Genomic DNA, 16548 nt, shown 5'->3' on the forward strand with positions numbered 1-16548 from the left:
ACACCAATCCTTATTTGATGAAAAAAGATTATTTGTATCATGAAATAGCAGACAATATTGCCAATAAGATTAAATCAGGCGTCTTAAAAGCTGGCGAAAAACTACCTTCAGTGAGGAACCTAAGCGCTGAACACGGTATCAGTATAAATACCGCAAAAAGGGTATTTCTAGCGTTGGAAGGCCGTTCTCTTATACGGTCCAAGCCCCAATCCGGCTACTTCGTTAGTCCTCCAAACTATTTGCAACTTCCGTTGGCGGCAGCCAGTCAACCTATTCCAATCGCCAACAACCGAGAACCGGATCAATTGATGAATAAGGTGTATTCAACCATGGGTCGTCGTGATTTAACCTTATTTTCAATCGGTGTTCCTTCCGGAAGTCTCCTACCTACCGCAAAATTAAAAAAAGAAATCGTCCTCGCTACACGGGAGCTCAGCGATGGTGGCACAGCATATGAACCCTTGCAAGGCAATATAAAATTACGTCGTATGGTGGCCGTACGTTCATTGGCCTGGGGTGGAAATCTAAATGAAGATGATGTCGTTACCACCAACGGCTGTATGAATGCTTTAGTTTTGTGTCTGATGGCCTTAACCAAACCTGGAGATACACTGGCTCTGGAAAGCCCCTGCTATCCGGGTATCCTCCAACTTGCCGTCAGTCTAGGGCTTAAAGTGCTGGAAATAGCTACGGACCCCATCATAGGAATAGACATTGAAGCCCTCAAAAATCTGTTGCCCCAAATTAAAGTCTGTTTACTGGTACCCAATTTTAGCACCCCTTTGGGTTATTGCATGCCGGATGAGCACAAGCGGGAAATTGTGGCATTGCTGTCAAAACACCAAATTCCGCTAATCGAAGATGACACCTACAGCGACCTCCATTTTGGCACCCAACGCCCCAAATGTTGCAAATCTTTTGACCGGGATGGCAATGTCCTCTGGTGTGGATCCGTTTCAAAGACGTTGGCTCCAGGCTTCCGTGCCGGATGGGTTGCTCCTGGAAAATACAAAGAACAGATTATCAAACTAAAACTGATCCATTCCCTGTCATCTACGGCGATCATCAATGAGGCGGTTGGAAATTTTCTATTAACTGGAAAGTATGAAAACCACCTGCGTAAACTTCGTAGATCATTAACGGAAAACTACCAGCGCTACGCTGCTATCATTTCGGACCATTTTCCGGAAGGCACTAAAATTAGCCGTCCACAGGGTGGACTTGCCCTATGGGTCGAGTTTCCAAAACACATCGATACAGGCAAGCTATATAACTATGCGCTTAAACTACAGATTAGCATTTCACCGGGGCGGATTTTCACCTTGCAGGATCAATTTCACCATTGCATGCGTCTCTGTATTGGTTTGCCCTGGAGCAATGAACTCGCTTTAAAATTAAAACAGCTGGGCAAACTCGCGACAGCACTCTAATACATAACATGATAAGAGCATAATCCAACAGTCGGGGCAACGAAACGACAGGTCGGAGCCTATGATTACTTGAGTTCCAGCTCCAGCCTGTGTTTACCCGCCTCCAATTGGACGACATTGCTGCTGCTAACATTATCCGGTGGATAAAATGTCGCCGTGGCATTTGCGGGTATTTGGATATTATAAACAATCTTTTTATCCTTTAACTTCCATTCGGAAACAATTTTACCGTAGGGTGAATCATAAGAAATAGAAGATTCTTTCAGTTCTTGGGGGAAGATGGGTTTTAAGAGCACATGTTTAAATCCAGGTTGTTTAGGATCCGGCAGAATCCCACCGATAGATTTAAAAAACCAACCACCGATTTCGCCAAACATCATGTGGTTGTCTGAAATATCACGGATTGCTTTTAAATCCCAATTCTCCAACAATGTTGTCGCGCCATTTACAATCCACCATCCCCAAGACGGGTAGGTATCTTGTACCGCAACCTTATAGGCTGTCGTTGCATAACCGTTATCTTTTAACGCATTCAATAATGCTTTTGCACCCAATACCCCTACATCTAAGTGAAAGTTGGTCTCTTCCACTTTCTTATTCAGGTTGGCTGCAACCCGGGCTTTCATTTCGTCAGGTACCACACCCCAATAGAGTGGAACACTCAGTTCAGTCTGTGTTCCATTGCTATAAATACCCTTGGAAGCATCTAAAAATTTAGCGTTGATGGCCGTCTTAATTTTTCTGCTCAGCAGTTCATATTTTTGTTGATCTGCTGTGTGACCAAACAATTTAGCCGTAGCAGCCAAGATGGTCGCATCCACATAAAAATAAATCGAGGAGGTCAACTCCAGATTCGACTGTGACTTCACTGGCACCCAGTCTCCACGCCCAAAAGTGGTCAACCCAGATGGGCTGATTCCGTCGACATAATCGACATAGCGTTTGATATTAAGATAGCATTCTTCTAATGCACGTGGGTCTCCATAAAACTGATAGATCTGCCAGGGAATGATGGCAATGGTACTTGTCCAATCCAAACCATTCGCTGTACCATAACCCCATCCCCCAGTTGGAATAATATCAGGTAAGACACCGTTCTCCTGTTGCTCATCACGATGATCCGCCATCCATTTTTCATAAATTGTTATCCCGTCAAAATTGTACAAAGCTGTTTCAATCGCAAGGTGCCCATCCCCTGTCCAACCGTTCTTTTCGCGCTGCGGACAGTCTGTCGGATAGCCCATCAAATTGGACAAGTAGGCATTGTTGGTTGCTTCCCATAGTTTGTTGGCCAACGCTGATGACGTCTTGAGCTGTCCAATGGCGGGCACATCACTATGCATAAAATAAGCGGTCACAGCCGAACTATCCAATGCAATTGCCGCACTACCGCTAATTTCGACGTAACGAAATCCTTTGTAACCGAACTTTGCCATAAACTCATCATTACGACCGCTTAAGGTAAGAATGTCCGTTTGAAAGGGCTCCTTTTCCTTATCGCCCCGATAATAAACATCAATATTGGACAGGTCAAGACGCCCATCTGCCGACAATCGTTCACCATGCTTGATACGTAGTATAGTACCTGCAGCTCCTTTGACTTTAACTTTTGTAATCCCAGCCATATTCTGACCCATATCGAAAACATAAGTACGTTGGTCTATCTTTGTCACTGATTTGGGCTTATAGGATTTCACGAGCCGAATCGGTACCATCTGTTGGGAAACGATATGTGCAGATGGCGCATTTCTATACTGAACAGCCTGCCAAGTTGAATCATCATATTTAGGTTTGTCCCAGTTGGGTATTTCCAGTCTTGCATCATAATGCTCACCAGTGTAAATATTATTATAAGTAATTGGTCCCGAAGCTGTTTTCCACTGCTTATCTGAAACAATAGTTTCTACTGTACCATCTGTATAAACGATTTTCAGCTCTAAACAGAATGTTGGTCGGGCCCGCCACGGTGCTTTATCAAAGTTCCAAACCGCTAGTGGTTGGTGATTATACCAGCCATTCCCCAAAACAACGCCAATAGCGTTCTCTCCTTGTTGAAGCTGCTGGGTTACGTCCGTCACGACATATAATGTACGCCGGTCGAATCGAGTATACATTGGATCCAGGCGATGGTCTCCTACGCGTTGACCATTCATGGAAAGCTCATATAGCCCTGCGGTGGCAATATACGCGCGCGCAGACTTTATCGGCTTATTTATCTTAAATTCTGTTCTAAAATAAGGCGCTTCTCGCGCATGAATATCCTTATTGTCGCTAATCCATTTTCCTTTCCAAAGGTCCATTCCCATCATTCCAGTTTCGAACGATGCTATTTTAGAACTTGTTGATATACCATCCTTATCCCAGACCTTAACCTTCCAGAAATACGTGGTCTGTGGCTTTAACTGTACGCCGTTATAGGGCACTGACATGGACGAGCTGAGCTGTTTGCCACTATCCCAGCTATTTTTCGTCTCTTTCAGTAGTGCCAGCGAATCTTGCCCTAAAAGGATCTGATAAGCCTGTTGTACCGCACCTTTACGTTGGTCCTCAAGGCGCCAGCTAAGTCTCGGCTGGGTTGCGTCGATACCCAATGGATTGACCAGATGTTCGCATGTCAACTGTACGGCGATGCAGTTGCTTTTAGGTTGGGCATAAGTGTTGTTCGCTATACACAACAGTATTGTTAATAAAATCCTACGCATCAAAAGGTACTATTCTTGGTGGTTGTTAAATTGTTTTAGCTGATTTAAAAATCTAATATATCAAATATTTTCCACATAGTGACCTGTCCTTTCCTGCACGATATACCTCAGACAGCAAAATAAATTTCTTGCAACTTTCATAAAAATAACCTTATATTAGTCGCAACTTTAGGGGTGTCTGCTCATGCAGGCTGAGATTTTACCCTTAGAACCTGATCCGGATCATACTGGCGTAGGGAAAAGTGAGCTGTCTACAAGGTGCATTGCTGCGCCTTTGTGTAGCCATTCCTAAAGTTTTACCAAAAAAATTAAGGAATGGAACTTACAATAAACCATCAAATTCGATTTTTCGATCCCGCACTTACTTCACTTGAAGGCTTGTTACTTTTGGAATTATCTGGCAAAACCCAGGGTGTGGCTGTAGCCATCAACAACCAAGTCATCCCCAAAAAGGACTGGGCTACGACGACAGTTAAGCCTTATGATCAGATTATCTTAATCACCGCATCTCAGGGCGGATAGCCTTTCAAAAAAATCAACCGAGTAATTCACCACAATACAGAAAAAATGACAGCTGAAACAATTACGCAATCCCCCTTTCCAAATGCAAAGAAAATTTTTGTAGCCGGAAAACTATTTCCTATTCAAGTCGCTATGCGTCAAATCTCCTTGAGCCCAACCAAATTAACGAATGGACAGATCGAAATTAATCCGCCGGTAACAATCTATGATACTTCTGGCCCCTACACGGATGACACCGTCCAGATCGATATCCGAAAGGGGCTCCCACGCCTTCGCGAACAGTGGATTTTGGATCGTCAGGACGTCATACAATTGACTGGCATCAGCTCTGAATATGGACAAAAACGACTTTCTGATCCAACGTTGGACGAACTCCGATTTGCCTATAGCCACAAACCGAAAGTAGCCTCTGCCGGCAAGAATGTCACCCAATTACATTATGCAAAGCAAGGCATCATTACCCCGGAAATGGAGTATGTTGCTATCCGGGAAAACCAACGTATTGAGCAGTTGGAAGCTAGTACCCCTGGAATGGATCATCAGCATCGGGGGCAAAATTTTGGAGCCCGAACTCCCAACAAGGCTATTACGCCCGAATTTGTCCGTGAAGAAATCGCCGCTGGAAGAGCAATCATACCCAATAATATTAATCACCCTGAAAGTGAACCTATGATTATCGGACGCAACTTTCTTGTTAAAATCAATGCCAATATTGGCAACAGCGCCGTAAGTTCAAGCATAGAGGAAGAAGTTGAGAAAGCGGTATGGGCCTGTCGTTGGGGGGCTGATACCATCATGGATCTATCCACTGGCAAAAATATTCACGAAACCCGCGAATGGATTATCCGTAACTCGCCAGTCCCAATCGGTACAGTACCGATCTATCAGGCGCTCGAAAAAGTAAAGGGGGTGGCCGAGGATCTTACCTGGGAAATATTCAAAGATACCTTGATTGAACAGGCCGAACAGGGTGTTTCGTACTTTACCATACACGCCGGCGTATTGCTTCGTTATATCCATCTCACGGCATCCCGAGTTACTGGAATTGTCTCCAGAGGCGGCTCTATCATGGCCAAATGGTGTCTTTTTCATCACAAAGAAAATTTTCTCTATACCCATTTTGAGGAAATCTGCGAAATTATGAAACAATATGATGTGGCTTTTTCACTTGGCGACGGTCTTCGCCCCGGAGCTATTGCAGATGCAAACGATGCAGCTCAATTTGCGGAGCTCGAAACCTTGGGCGAACTCACCAAAATCGCCTGGAAACATGATGTTCAGGTGATGATCGAAGGGCCGGGCCATGTCCCGATGCAATTGATCAAAGAGAATATGGATAAGCAATTGGGCTGTTGCGACGAAGCGCCATTTTATACCTTAGGTCCCTTAACAACAGATATTGCTCCAGGCTATGACCATATCACATCCGCCATTGGAGCGGCTATGATCGGTTGGTATGGCTGTGCAATGCTTTGCTATGTGACCCCCAAAGAACACCTGGGCCTACCAAATAAAAAAGATGTCAAAGATGGTGTAATCACCTATAAACTAGCTGCCCATGCGGCCGATTTAGCCAAAGGACACCCTGGTGCACAATATCGTGATAATGCCTTGAGTAAAGCGAGATTCGAATTCAGATGGGAAGATCAATTCAACCTTTCCCTTGATCCAGATACCGCACGGGAATATCATGACGAAACATTGCCGGCAGATGCGGCTAAAGTTGCGCACTTCTGCTCCATGTGCGGTCCCAAATTTTGCTCGATGAAAATAACGCAGGAAATCAGGGATAGTGCCGCCCAGGGGATGCTGGAAAAATCGCAGGAATTCATCGCACAAGGAAAAGAGATCTATTCATGATTATTGCATTGACAGCAGCAGAAACAATCCGTTCTGAACAGGCGATTATAACAGCGTTGTTTAAAGAAGGTCTTGATATTCTGCATTTGCGTAAGTATCATTTTACAGACTTACAAATGTCGCGATATATAGAAACTATAGCTCCTATATACCGCGACAGATTGGTTTTACACTCACATCCGCATCTATCGGCTGAGCTTGGGATTGCACGAATCCACCTGAACGATAAAAGTAGACTGCATGGATCTGCAAATCAACTGGGGCCTACAACAATCTGTTCAACATCTGTGCATGATATTGATCAATTCAATAGCCTTGATGAACGTTGGGCCTATGCTTTTTTCAGTCCATTATTTCCGAGCATCTCAAAAGTGGGGTATGGAACGCATAATACAAGACTCGGTCAACTCCCGTCACGTGCCAACTTTGCTGTTCGTCTCATCGGTCTTGGAGGGATAAACCAAGACAACTGTCTTATTCCGATGCAGCAAGGTGCAGATGGAATTGCCTTATATGGCACTTTATGGAAACATCGGGATCCTATTCAAAATTTTATTGCATGCAAACAAAAACTATGGAAAGACTCCAATATATCTCACAAGGTAAAACTTTAAGGGAACAAAAAAACAACATGCTGAAAGCGCTGGATGCTGGGGCCAAATGGATACAGATCCGATGGAAGGAAGCCGAGGAAAAAGATCTTTATGCGCTCGCCGAAGAGATCAGGCAGGTTTGTACCGAATTTGGTGCCAGCTGTATCATCAATGACCATCCTTCGCTTGCAGCGGCCGTAGACGCTGATGGGGTGCACTTGGGACTGGACGACTGCAGTGTAACAGCTGCCCGGCACCTATTGGGTGCAGGAAAAATAATCGGCGGTACAGCCAATAGCTTTGCGGATGTAAAACAAAGAATAAGTGAACGTTGTGACTATATCGGGCTCGGGCCATTCACCTATACCACGACAAAGCAAAAACTAAGTCCCCTACTGGGGATTGCAGGATATGAAAACATCATCCAACAAGTCCGCCGAGAAGGCCTAACCCCTATTCCAATATTTGCAATTGGCGGTATAAGCCAACTTGAAGATATCCAACATCTATTAGAAATTGGCGTCTACGGTGTAGCACTCTCGGGAATCGTAACCAAGACTCCAAACATTGTTTCATCCATCAATAAAATTTTACTATGAGCAACCTACATATAGCCGATCGCGTATTTGAATCCAGATTATTTCTCGGTACGGGCAAATTCGGTAATCTCACAGAAATGAGCGCTGCCATTGTGGCTTCGGCTTCCCAATTGGTCACCGTCGCCCTCAAACGAATCGACCAGACCGACTCAGACGACAGTCTCATCAGTGCGCTCGATCTGGCGGCAATCCATTTGCTTCCCAATACTTCGGGAGCACGAACAGCTGAAGAAGCAGTACTTGCGGCTCAACTTGCTCGCGAAGCACTGGAAACAAACTGGGTGAAATTGGAAATTCATCCCGACCCGCGTTATCTGCTGCCCGATCCTATTGAAACCTTACGCGCCACCGAATCACTTGCTAAATTGGGTTTCGTCGTCATGCCATATATCCACGCAGACCCGGTTCTTTGCAAACGTTTAGAAAATGCGGGCACAGCCGTCGTTATGCCTTTAGGTGCCCCTATTGGTAGCAATAAAGGGCTGCGTACCTTGGACTTTCTCGAAATTATTATTGAGGAAAGTAATGTCCCAGTGGTCGTAGACGCTGGAATCGGAGCGCCTTCCGATGCCGCTAAAGCCATGGAAATCGGAGCTGATGCGGTGCTTGTCAATACGGCAATTGCAGTCTCTAATAATCCGATACGTATGGCCGAAGCTTTCAAAGAGGCCGTTATCGCTGGACGGAAAGCTTATGAGGCCGGATTGGGAAAGATAGGCTCCCAAGCAATCGCTTCGAGCCCCCTAACTTCATTTTTATTTGATTGATGATTCACTATGACAGATTTCAAAATGATACGCGATGAATACTCCTGGGATGAGGTCCATGCACAGATTTATGACGCTACGGATCAGGATGTACAACATGCGTTAGAAAAAGACCATTTAACGCTCTCTGACTTTAGAGCGCTCATCTCACCGGCTGCAGCACCATATCTGGAGCAAATGGCACAAAAAACCCAACAAATCACGCAACGTCGCTTCGGTAAAACCATACAGCTCTATGCCCCGCTTTACCTGAGCAATGAGTGCCAAAACATCTGTACATATTGCGGTTTTAGCATGGACAATAAAATCAAACGCAAAACCCTGAGCAACTCCGAACTATTACTAGAGGCAATGGCACTCAAAGCCATGGGAATCAACCATGTTTTACTGGTCAGCGGAGAAGCCAACAAAACTGTCGAGATCACTTATTTCCTAAATGCTATTCGGCTTTTAAAACCTCATTTTTCACAGATATCCATTGAAGTACAGCCACTGGAAGAATCCGAGTACCGATTACTGCAGGCGGCCGGAGTCTATGCAATATTGGTCTATCAGGAAACCTACCATCGCGAAGTTTACAAACAATATCACCCGAAAGGAAAAAAGTCCAATTTTGACTATCGTTTGGATACGCCTGACCGTATAGGCCGGGCGGGAATCCATAAAATCGGACTGGGCGTATTACTTGGGCTGGAGGACTGGCGGGTGGACAGCTTTTTCACCGCGGCACACATCGCCTATTTACAAAAACAATATTGGCAAACACGCTATTCGATTTCCTTTCCACGCCTGCGACCAGCCGCAGGTTCTGTTGAGCCAAATTTTCATTTGGCAGACCGCGATCTACTGCAGTTGATCTGTGCATACCGCCTGTGGAATGAAAATTTAGAAATCTCCATTTCCACCCGAGAGAACGAAACCTTCAGGGATCATATCATACCTATTGGCGTAACGACCATGAGTGCCGCTTCAAAGACCAATCCGGGAGGCTATGTTGTTGATCCGCAAGCTTTGGAACAATTTGAAGTAAGTGATGAAAGAGATATGGAAACAATAAAAAATCAAATCAGAAAGATGGGCTATTCTCCAGTGATGAAAGACTGGGAGAGCAATTATGCCGGTATAGTACGTTAAATACATGAAAAATAACATTTTTGATCGCTATAGCAGACAGATTTTTATTGAAGAGATCGGCGTTACCGGACAACGGAAGATTATGGATGCCAAGGTATTGGTCGTCGGTGCAGGGGGACTCGGGAGCCCTGTCGTTCAATATTTAGCCGCGGCTGGTATAGGCAAACTTGGCCTGGTTGATTTTGACAGGGTTGAAATCCACAATCTAAATAGACAGATCATTCATTCCGAAGATAATATACACCAGGCAAAAACAGAAAGTGCCACAGCCTATATACGGCAACACAATAGTACAATTGATTTTGAGCCCTTTCAGGTAAAAATAGATGCAGACAACGCGCTAGCATTGCTCGCTCCCTATCATATCATTGTCGATTGCTGTGATAACTTTACAACACGCTACCTGCTTAATCATACGTGCCTACAACTCGATAAACCTTTGGTGTACGGTAGCATCTATGGTTTTGAAGGACAGCTGGCTGTCTTTAACTATCAGGGTAGTAAAAACCTATTGGATATCTTTCCAACGCCCCCCGATCCGGAACAGGTTCCAAATTGCGATAAAAATGGGGTGCTGGGTCCTTTACCCGGTATTATCGGCAGTATGATGGCCATGCAGGTGCTTAAAATAATAACCGGATTACCCGTAGACAGCAACCAGTTAACGGTTGTTGACACATTCCATTGGCGTTTTTCGAAACTCTCCTTCTAAGGATTATTTCGGAAGGCGTTCCGCAAAAAGAGATAGAACGCTTTAAAAGAGCTCAAAAATTTATTTTAAAACAAAAGCAGACAAACAAAATTTGCTAATTTTAGTTTATATATTAGCAAGCTTAAATGTCAACTTTACGATCTGGAATGAAAAAAGTAATTTATCCATTACTCTCCCTCTCTTTATTACCCTTATTTTCAATTGCGCAAGAGACGAAACTCACTGCTGATGATCTCTTTGTAAAAGCGCGAAAGGTAGCCTTTGATTCAAAAGATTATCCGCAAGCCATTCAATTATCCAAACAGGCGCTACTTCAAGCACCGGATTACACCGATATTAGCATCTTTCTCGGGCGGCTTTATACCTGGTCGGATAAAATTGATTCGGCAAGAACCATCTTCACAGAACTGGACAAAAAGAATACAAGTGATGAAGATTTCTTTTTAGCATATGCCTCATTGGAATATTGGAATGATCAGACTGACAAAGCTATTGCAATTACAGACAAAGGGCTTAGCCAACATCCGCAGTCGCAGGATCTATTGCTGTTAAAAGGTAAAATTAGTTATGGCAACGATCATTATGAAGCTGCCGAAAAGGCAATTCATAGTTTATTGGCAATTAATCCTAAAAACACAGAAGCTCGAGCACTGGCAAAAAGTATTGAAGAATATACGGCTAAAAACGCAATCGGTCTGACCTACAACTTCGTCTATTTTGACAAACAGTTTGATCATAATTGGCACATTGTCGGCTTAAGTTATAAGCGGGCAACCCCCATAGGATCAGTTATTTTCAGGACCAACTATGCAAATAAATTTGCAGAAAATGGCGTACAATTCGAGATGGAGGCTTATCCTCGTCTTTCAAAGATATTTTACCTCTACGTGGGTGCTGGATACTCCAATAATGTGGGGATTTTTGCGAAATATAGAACTGGCGTGTCTCTCTATGCCAATCTTCCGAACAGCTTTGAGGGAGAGATCGGATATCGTCAGCTTTATTTTAGTGACAACATCTGGATGTACACGGCTTCAGTAGGAAAATATTACCAAAACTTTTGGTTCAATCTGAGGACTTATCTTACACCGGGCGAAAAGAATATTTCCCAATCCTATACCGGAACGGTCCGCTATTATACAAAAGGAGCAAACGATTACTTCGGATTCAGTGCCGGAACGGGTCTGAGCCCCGAAGAAAACCGAAATAATCTATTGGACAACGCTTCCTATAAATTAAAGACATTCAAAGTAGGTGCCGAGTATAACTTCTCGGTGAAACAAAGTAACCTATTTTCAATTTCGGGCACCTATTATAACCAAGAATTCAGGCCAAAAGAGAAAGGAAATCAATTGGACATCATCCTTGGTTATATTCGAAAATTCTAGTTCTTCTTTGTTCTATTAAAGTAATTTGTATACACACTGTCTGGAAGAAGTCGCTTCTGGGTATAAAAGAGTTTGTTCTTGCGCTTAAATAGTTCAAAGCGCTTGGACAATTCTTCTCTTGCATTATCCGAGGCGGCATCTTCATTGAGTATTCCATCCAATTTATACAGTTGTCCATCGGAAAGATGGTAACTGCCTTTTACAAAATCAATCAATTGATTTTTACTCTGCATCATGGCAATGCCATCTCCCTGAGCTGAAGTGCCCTTGTCAAGGCCCTGACCGATCCAGGTAACTTGTGTAGGAGTTTTCATACCAAAATTCTCGCGATAGTAGGCCAATATGGAAGGCGCGACATCAAAATGGCTAACAAAATTATGAAAAGTCTTTGGCCCTTTCAAAAGTGGTGAATAAATCAACAGTGGAACATGATAACGATCGATTTTGCTTTGCAAGGGTATCTCAGGCATCGCGTGGTCCCCAGTTATGACAAAAATAGTATTTGCAAAATCTGGTCTCTTTTTATATTCATTAAAGAACTGTTCCATCGCATCATCTAGATTCAGCACCGAAACAAGCTGGGTACGGTTTTCCAAAGCCCACTTTTTTTGTTCGGGTGTAAGGTTCAATGTTGCGATACGTTGATCAAATAGTTGCTCATAATGAGCCGCATTATTAATCAAAAACGGATTATGGGTTGATAGTGTCAAAAGAACATGGAAATAAGGGTGTTCCTGTACCTTCTGTACTTCAAGAAGTTTGCTAAAGACAGCTTGATCTTCATATCCCCAGCTCTCCCCACCCTTTTCGGGTAATTTTTTATAAGGAGGTCCGAATGCGGCTTGGTCCATGAGCATATCTATTTTATTATAATCCATGAACTTTTTCATGAAATCAAAATTAGAATGACCGCCATAGAAAAACCCAGTATTGAATCCATTACTCTTCAGAATATTAAATAGATTAAAGTTGTCAGGCAAGGTGTCTTGTTCCAGGAATCCATGTGTTGCAAAAGGCAACGAACCTGTTATGGTCGGCAAAACGGAAAATGTCCGACCCGAGGAACTCATATTATTATCCCAATACAAAGACTGTTGCTTCAATGTACCTATAAAAGGTGTAAAGTTGCCAATATAGCCATTTTCAGCACTATAGGCATGTCCTAAACCCTCGATAACAAGAATGACCAAATTGGGTACTTTCGCCGTTTTCTGCATGTATGCCCCTAGGAAATCTTTAGTATCCTCTTTTTTCAAAAAGGGAAATTTAGTATCTACCACTTTTGCATCATCGTCGTCTTTATTGAACATAGCGAGCATCCCAGGGTGCTCATCCACGTAATTAGTGAAATTGGAATCGAAAAAATAACGCCACTTACTCCGGCTTGCATTGGCGACGAATTCATCTTTTTCGGAGCTCCCCCCCAAAAGCGAAGCCGAGGAGACAAAAAACGATATGATCCCCAAAGATAACAGTGCAATACTCGCATAAGCCTTTTTGAATGTCTGTTTATTGGCAACCCAAAGGGGAACCCAAGAAATTACGATCAATAACAGCAGCAAGGCAATATTGGTAAAACTCAACATACCGCTAGCCTGCAGAATTTGCTTCATCTCTTCCGAACTGTAATAGAACATATCAGCCCCAAGCAAATTTCTCGATTCGCCAAAATACAGGAATAAGATGAATTGCATAACGACAATAAACGCAAACGATATGACCATAAGAAGTCTCGCCCAAAAACTGCTTATGAACTGAAGCAATAAATAGCCGATTCCCAAACAGGCTAAGGATTGAAAGAGAAACAAGATGTTATCCAAGAACAGGTATTTCCCGGCATGTGACTCCGAAAGCTGAACAAATCGACGGCCGTACCACCACCATTCTACGCCAACGGATAACATATACAAGGCAAAGAACACCAACATAACAGGTCCTAAGCTCTGTAACGACAGATTCAATCGCTGACCGAGGTATTTCCAGACAGACTCGTTCGCATCTTTTTGTTGAAAGCCTTGTCGTGTCATTTCTCCCCAGCCGTGCTGCTTGCGAAAGTAATCAACAACCCCCTGTACCCCAGCTTTAACAACGATTGGGTGAAAGTACAAAGGTTCTAGTATCGCCGTAGTTATCAGCGTGGAAAGATCTCGTTTCTTCGAATAAACCTGATGACTAACAAGATCAACTAAGATGGCATAGATCGAATACAAAATTCCGGAAGCAATTACCAAAGCAAATAGCGCAACGAAAAATGGCCAATTGATGATTCCCAGAATAAAAAAGATCAGAAAAACAATATAGCCCGTAAATTCGACAATGGGTCCTAAGAATTCAAAGAAAAACCAGTAAGGCATACTGAGCATACCAAAACGGCCATATTTGGGGTTGAACATGAGTTTTCGATGTTTCCATAAGGTTTCCATCGTGCCCCGCATCCAACGATTGCGCTGCTTACGCAATACTTCTTTTGACTCGGGTACTTCCGTCCAGCACAATGGATCAGGAATGTTGACCACCTCATAGGCTTGCTTTTGCTCCTCCATATAGCGGCGCATACGAACAACGAGTTCCATATCTTCTCCCACCGTATTTCGGTCATAGCCCCCACACGCTAATACAATCTCCCGGTCAAAAGCGCCAAATGCCCCGGAAATAAGAATTAATCCCGAAGCCCTGGACCAAGCCATACGGCCTAAAATAAAAGCACGGATATACTCCAAAGCCTGCGTACGTCCCAACCATGATTTTGGAAGATTAACGTCGACCACCGAACCGTTCACAACATTACAGTTATTAGCCAAACGTATAACTCCGCCACAGGCTATAACGCGTTTGTCGGTCTGCTCCAAAAATGGCTTTGCTAATTTTAGAATAGCATCCTGTTCCAAAATGCAGTCCACATCAATACAGACGATATAATCTCCCGAAGAAATATTAACGCCGACATTGAGCGCATCAGCCTTACCGCCGTTTTCCTTGTCAACAACAATCAGCTTCTTAAAAGCTGGATTTTTGCTCTTATAGATCCCCCTTATATCCTTGGTCTCAATAGTTCCCTGAACAAAAAAGGACGTTGGTTCAAGTTCATAAGAAGCTATCAATTTCAAAATTGAGTCGTCTTTACTACCATCATTAACGATAATAATTTCCAGATTATGATAATACAGCGACAATAATGAACGTACGTTTTCAACGATGGTCATCCCTTCGTTGTATGCTGGCGCAATCAGACTGAATGTTGGCGCGTTGGGGTTGGTGGCAATAATACTATAATCCGTAAATGTATTATTGTGTTTGTAACGAAACACCGCTCCATAAGCGTATAGCCCTATCCAAGTATAGATAATGAATACTGCTGCCGAATAAAGCAAAAATAACCAAACTATAATTTCGTATACGATATGGGAAAACTCTAACATTTTTTCTCTTGCAAAGCGTGTTTAATAATTTGTGTAAGTTCGTCGTATGTATCTTCACGTTGTGAAATCTCGCGCAAATACTGTTCTTCGCCCAGTACAACGAGTACTTCTGCTGCAGAAATTTTAATTGACACTTGGTTATGATTCCACAGTTGATCCTTTAGAAAATACTCACTTTCCCTACTTTTGGCAATCTTCATTGCTTTAAGGATTTCGATCTGAACTTCTATTGGTTGCAGATCAAAATTTTGCATAAATTGCTGAATTGTCCCACTGTTCTCAATAGCCTGCAACGTTCGTATGGCTTGTACACGAACCTTCGTAGATGGATGATCCAATAGGCTAAAAACTTCGGTATAAAAAGTCATCAATCTAAATTTTCGGATCAAACGCAATGTAAATACGACGACAGAATCATTTGAACTCTTAAGCCAGGTATCCACATGTAACTCCGAAAGCTCGGGTATTTCATGAATAGAAAACAATAAACGCAATTGTTGCCAGTCAGATAAGGGACGATCGAAATGGTCCAAAAAACCAAGTCCCTCATATCCCTTAAAACTTACGATCGCATATTGTGCTTCTTGATATACCGCAGTACGGGGATCATTAAGCTTGGCTGTTATCTCAGGGATTGCCGGTTCAACATTCATCGCGGCAAGCTCTTGAACACCACCCGCAACCAGATAAGCTTTTCTATGCCGAAGCTTTCGCCAAGCCTCATCCTCCAATTTAAAATCATGAAACAACCTATTGATCGATTGTTTCGCTCCACCAGAAAATTTTCGATCCGAGTCAACTAATACATCCAAAAAAAGAGCCCGAAAAGAAGGTTCCTTCAGGTATTTCGCAAACTCCAAGTCTCGATCGCCATTCTCATCGCCACCTACTATAGTTTCCATAATTTTGTACTCGATGATCTGTCGCCAAGATTGCCTATTATGAAGGATTCTATAGCTATAAAAGCTGTATCCCAGTACTGTGATAATCAATAATAGTACTAAAATCAATACGATAACAATCGCCAGAATAAGCTCATGTAGCTCGATATGGTGGTGCATAATTTTATTTATTTATCAGGCGTTTTATCCTAAGAATCAGTTCGTTTGGACTAAATGGCTTAACCATAAAATCAGATGCGCCTAAATCAAATGCATCCACCACGACCTCCTCTTGGCCCATACTCGATAATACAATAACCGGGATTTTCTTTCCGATACTCTTTATTGCCGAAAGAATTTCAATACCAGAAGCAAAGGGCATCATAATATCCGTTACAACTAAATCCAAATTCAGTTCATTAATTTTCTCGATGGCTTCACGGCCATTTCTGGTCAGCACCACTTCGTGTCCTTCTTTCACTAATTTGTGTTCAACAGTACGTAGTATCAATTCGTCGTCTTCCGCTATTAAAATCAACAT

Annotated in this window: 13 protein-coding genes and 1 riboswitch; of the genes, 9 read left to right on the forward strand and 4 right to left on the reverse strand. The window is 43.0% G+C overall.

Features of this window, described 5'->3' with window-relative positions:
* The first annotated feature begins 17 nt into the window (after window positions 1-17).
* On the forward strand, window positions 18-1430 hold the full coding sequence (locus AAH582_RS14860; protein WP_343318348.1) for a PLP-dependent aminotransferase family protein: 1413 nt from the start codon (window positions 18-20) through the stop codon (window positions 1428-1430).
* Window positions 1431-1495: 65 nt separating this feature from the next.
* On the opposite strand, the gene AAH582_RS14865 is transcribed toward AAH582_RS14860, so the two are convergent.
* Complete coding sequence (locus AAH582_RS14865; RefSeq protein WP_343318350.1) at window positions 1496-4132, reverse strand: alpha-L-rhamnosidase; 2637 nt, start codon at window positions 4130-4132, stop codon at window positions 1496-1498.
* A 160-nt stretch (window positions 4133-4292) separates the two neighbouring features.
* A riboswitch (TPP riboswitch) is annotated at window positions 4293-4388 on the forward strand.
* A 59-nt stretch (window positions 4389-4447) separates the two neighbouring features.
* Between AAH582_RS14865 and thiS the strand changes: the two genes are divergently transcribed.
* The 8 genes from thiS (at window position 4448) to AAH582_RS14905 (ending at window position 11707) form a co-directional block, all read left to right on the forward strand.
* Window positions 4448-4654: a sulfur carrier protein ThiS gene (thiS, locus tag AAH582_RS14870; RefSeq protein ID WP_046672961.1), complete on the forward strand. Its 207-nt coding sequence runs from the start codon at window positions 4448-4450 to the stop codon at window positions 4652-4654.
* A gap of 45 nt (window positions 4655-4699) precedes the next feature.
* Window positions 4700-6514 (forward strand): phosphomethylpyrimidine synthase ThiC, encoded by a 1815-nt coding sequence (gene thiC, locus AAH582_RS14875; protein ID WP_343318353.1) that lies wholly within the window; start codon window positions 4700-4702, stop codon window positions 6512-6514.
* Window positions 6511-7128 (forward strand): thiamine phosphate synthase, encoded by a 618-nt coding sequence (locus AAH582_RS14880; protein WP_343318355.1) that lies wholly within the window; start codon window positions 6511-6513, stop codon window positions 7126-7128. Before thiC ends, AAH582_RS14880 begins: the two co-directional genes overlap by 4 nt.
* Window positions 7089-7706, forward strand: a complete 618-nt coding sequence (gene thiE, locus AAH582_RS14885; RefSeq protein ID WP_343318357.1) for a thiamine phosphate synthase — start codon at window positions 7089-7091, stop codon at window positions 7704-7706. The genes AAH582_RS14880 and thiE overlap by 40 nt, the downstream gene beginning before the upstream one ends.
* Window positions 7703-8473, forward strand: coding sequence for a thiazole synthase (locus AAH582_RS14890; RefSeq protein WP_046672957.1), 771 nt, complete (start codon window positions 7703-7705; stop codon window positions 8471-8473). Before thiE ends, AAH582_RS14890 begins: the two co-directional genes overlap by 4 nt.
* Before the next feature lie 9 nt (window positions 8474-8482).
* On the forward strand, window positions 8483-9607 hold the full coding sequence (thiH, locus tag AAH582_RS14895) for a 2-iminoacetate synthase ThiH (RefSeq protein ID WP_046672956.1): 1125 nt from the start codon (window positions 8483-8485) through the stop codon (window positions 9605-9607).
* A gap of 4 nt (window positions 9608-9611) precedes the next feature.
* Window positions 9612-10319 (forward strand): HesA/MoeB/ThiF family protein, encoded by a 708-nt coding sequence (locus AAH582_RS14900; protein WP_343318359.1) that lies wholly within the window; start codon window positions 9612-9614, stop codon window positions 10317-10319.
* Window positions 10320-10465: 146 nt separating this feature from the next.
* Window positions 10466-11707, forward strand: coding sequence for a YaiO family outer membrane beta-barrel protein (locus AAH582_RS14905; protein ID WP_343318361.1), 1242 nt, complete (start codon window positions 10466-10468; stop codon window positions 11705-11707).
* On the opposite strand, the gene AAH582_RS14910 is transcribed toward AAH582_RS14905, so the two are convergent.
* From AAH582_RS14910 to AAH582_RS14920, 3 genes are read right to left on the reverse strand one after another with little or no spacing between them, the layout of a single operon-like run.
* A complete protein-coding gene (locus AAH582_RS14910) occupies window positions 11704-15126 on the reverse strand; it encodes a sulfatase-like hydrolase/transferase (protein ID WP_343318363.1) in 3423 nt (1140 codons plus the stop codon). The genes AAH582_RS14905 and AAH582_RS14910 overlap by 4 nt on opposite strands.
* Window positions 15120-16187 carry a hypothetical protein gene (locus AAH582_RS14915; protein WP_115049269.1) on the reverse strand — a complete coding sequence of 356 codons (1068 nt, stop codon included), beginning with the start codon at window positions 16185-16187 and terminating at the stop codon, window positions 15120-15122. The genes AAH582_RS14910 and AAH582_RS14915 overlap by 7 nt, the downstream gene beginning before the upstream one ends.
* Before the next feature lie 4 nt (window positions 16188-16191).
* A complete protein-coding gene (locus tag AAH582_RS14920; RefSeq protein WP_070570518.1) occupies window positions 16192-16548 on the reverse strand; it encodes a response regulator transcription factor in 357 nt (118 codons plus the stop codon).

The sequence above is a fragment of the Sphingobacterium multivorum genome (assembly GCF_039511225.1).
Classification (GTDB): Bacteria; Bacteroidota; Bacteroidia; order Sphingobacteriales; family Sphingobacteriaceae; genus Sphingobacterium.

What these genes read in the sequence shown, in the direction of transcription:
- thiH (WP_046672956.1), top strand. Translation starts at nt 8,483, where the DNA reads ATGACAGATTTCAAAATGATACGCGATGAATACTCCTGGGATGAGGTC.
- AAH582_RS14910 (WP_343318363.1), bottom strand. Translation starts at nt 15,126, where the DNA reads ATGTTAGAGTTTTCCCATATCGTATACGAAATTATAGTTTGGTTATTT.
- thiE (WP_343318357.1), top strand. Translation starts at nt 7,089, where the DNA reads ATGGAAAGACTCCAATATATCTCACAAGGTAAAACTTTAAGGGAACAA.
- AAH582_RS14880 (WP_343318355.1), top strand. Translation starts at nt 6,511, where the DNA reads ATGATTATTGCATTGACAGCAGCAGAAACAATCCGTTCTGAACAGGCG.
- AAH582_RS14915 (WP_115049269.1), bottom strand. Translation starts at nt 16,187, where the DNA reads ATGCACCACCATATCGAGCTACATGAGCTTATTCTGGCGATTGTTATC.
- AAH582_RS14900 (WP_343318359.1), top strand. Translation starts at nt 9,612, where the DNA reads ATGAAAAATAACATTTTTGATCGCTATAGCAGACAGATTTTTATTGAA.
- AAH582_RS14890 (WP_046672957.1), top strand. Translation starts at nt 7,703, where the DNA reads ATGAGCAACCTACATATAGCCGATCGCGTATTTGAATCCAGATTATTT.
- AAH582_RS14905 (WP_343318361.1), top strand. Translation starts at nt 10,466, where the DNA reads ATGAAAAAAGTAATTTATCCATTACTCTCCCTCTCTTTATTACCCTTA.
- AAH582_RS14860 (WP_343318348.1), top strand. Translation starts at nt 18, where the DNA reads ATGAAAAAAGATTATTTGTATCATGAAATAGCAGACAATATTGCCAAT.
- AAH582_RS14865 (WP_343318350.1), bottom strand. Translation starts at nt 4,132, where the DNA reads ATGCGTAGGATTTTATTAACAATACTGTTGTGTATAGCGAACAACACT.
- thiS (WP_046672961.1), top strand. Translation starts at nt 4,448, where the DNA reads ATGGAACTTACAATAAACCATCAAATTCGATTTTTCGATCCCGCACTT.
- thiC (WP_343318353.1), top strand. Translation starts at nt 4,700, where the DNA reads ATGACAGCTGAAACAATTACGCAATCCCCCTTTCCAAATGCAAAGAAA.
- AAH582_RS14920 (WP_070570518.1), bottom strand. Translation starts at nt 16,548, where the DNA reads ATGTTGATTTTAATAGCGGAAGACGACGAATTGATACTACGTACTGTT.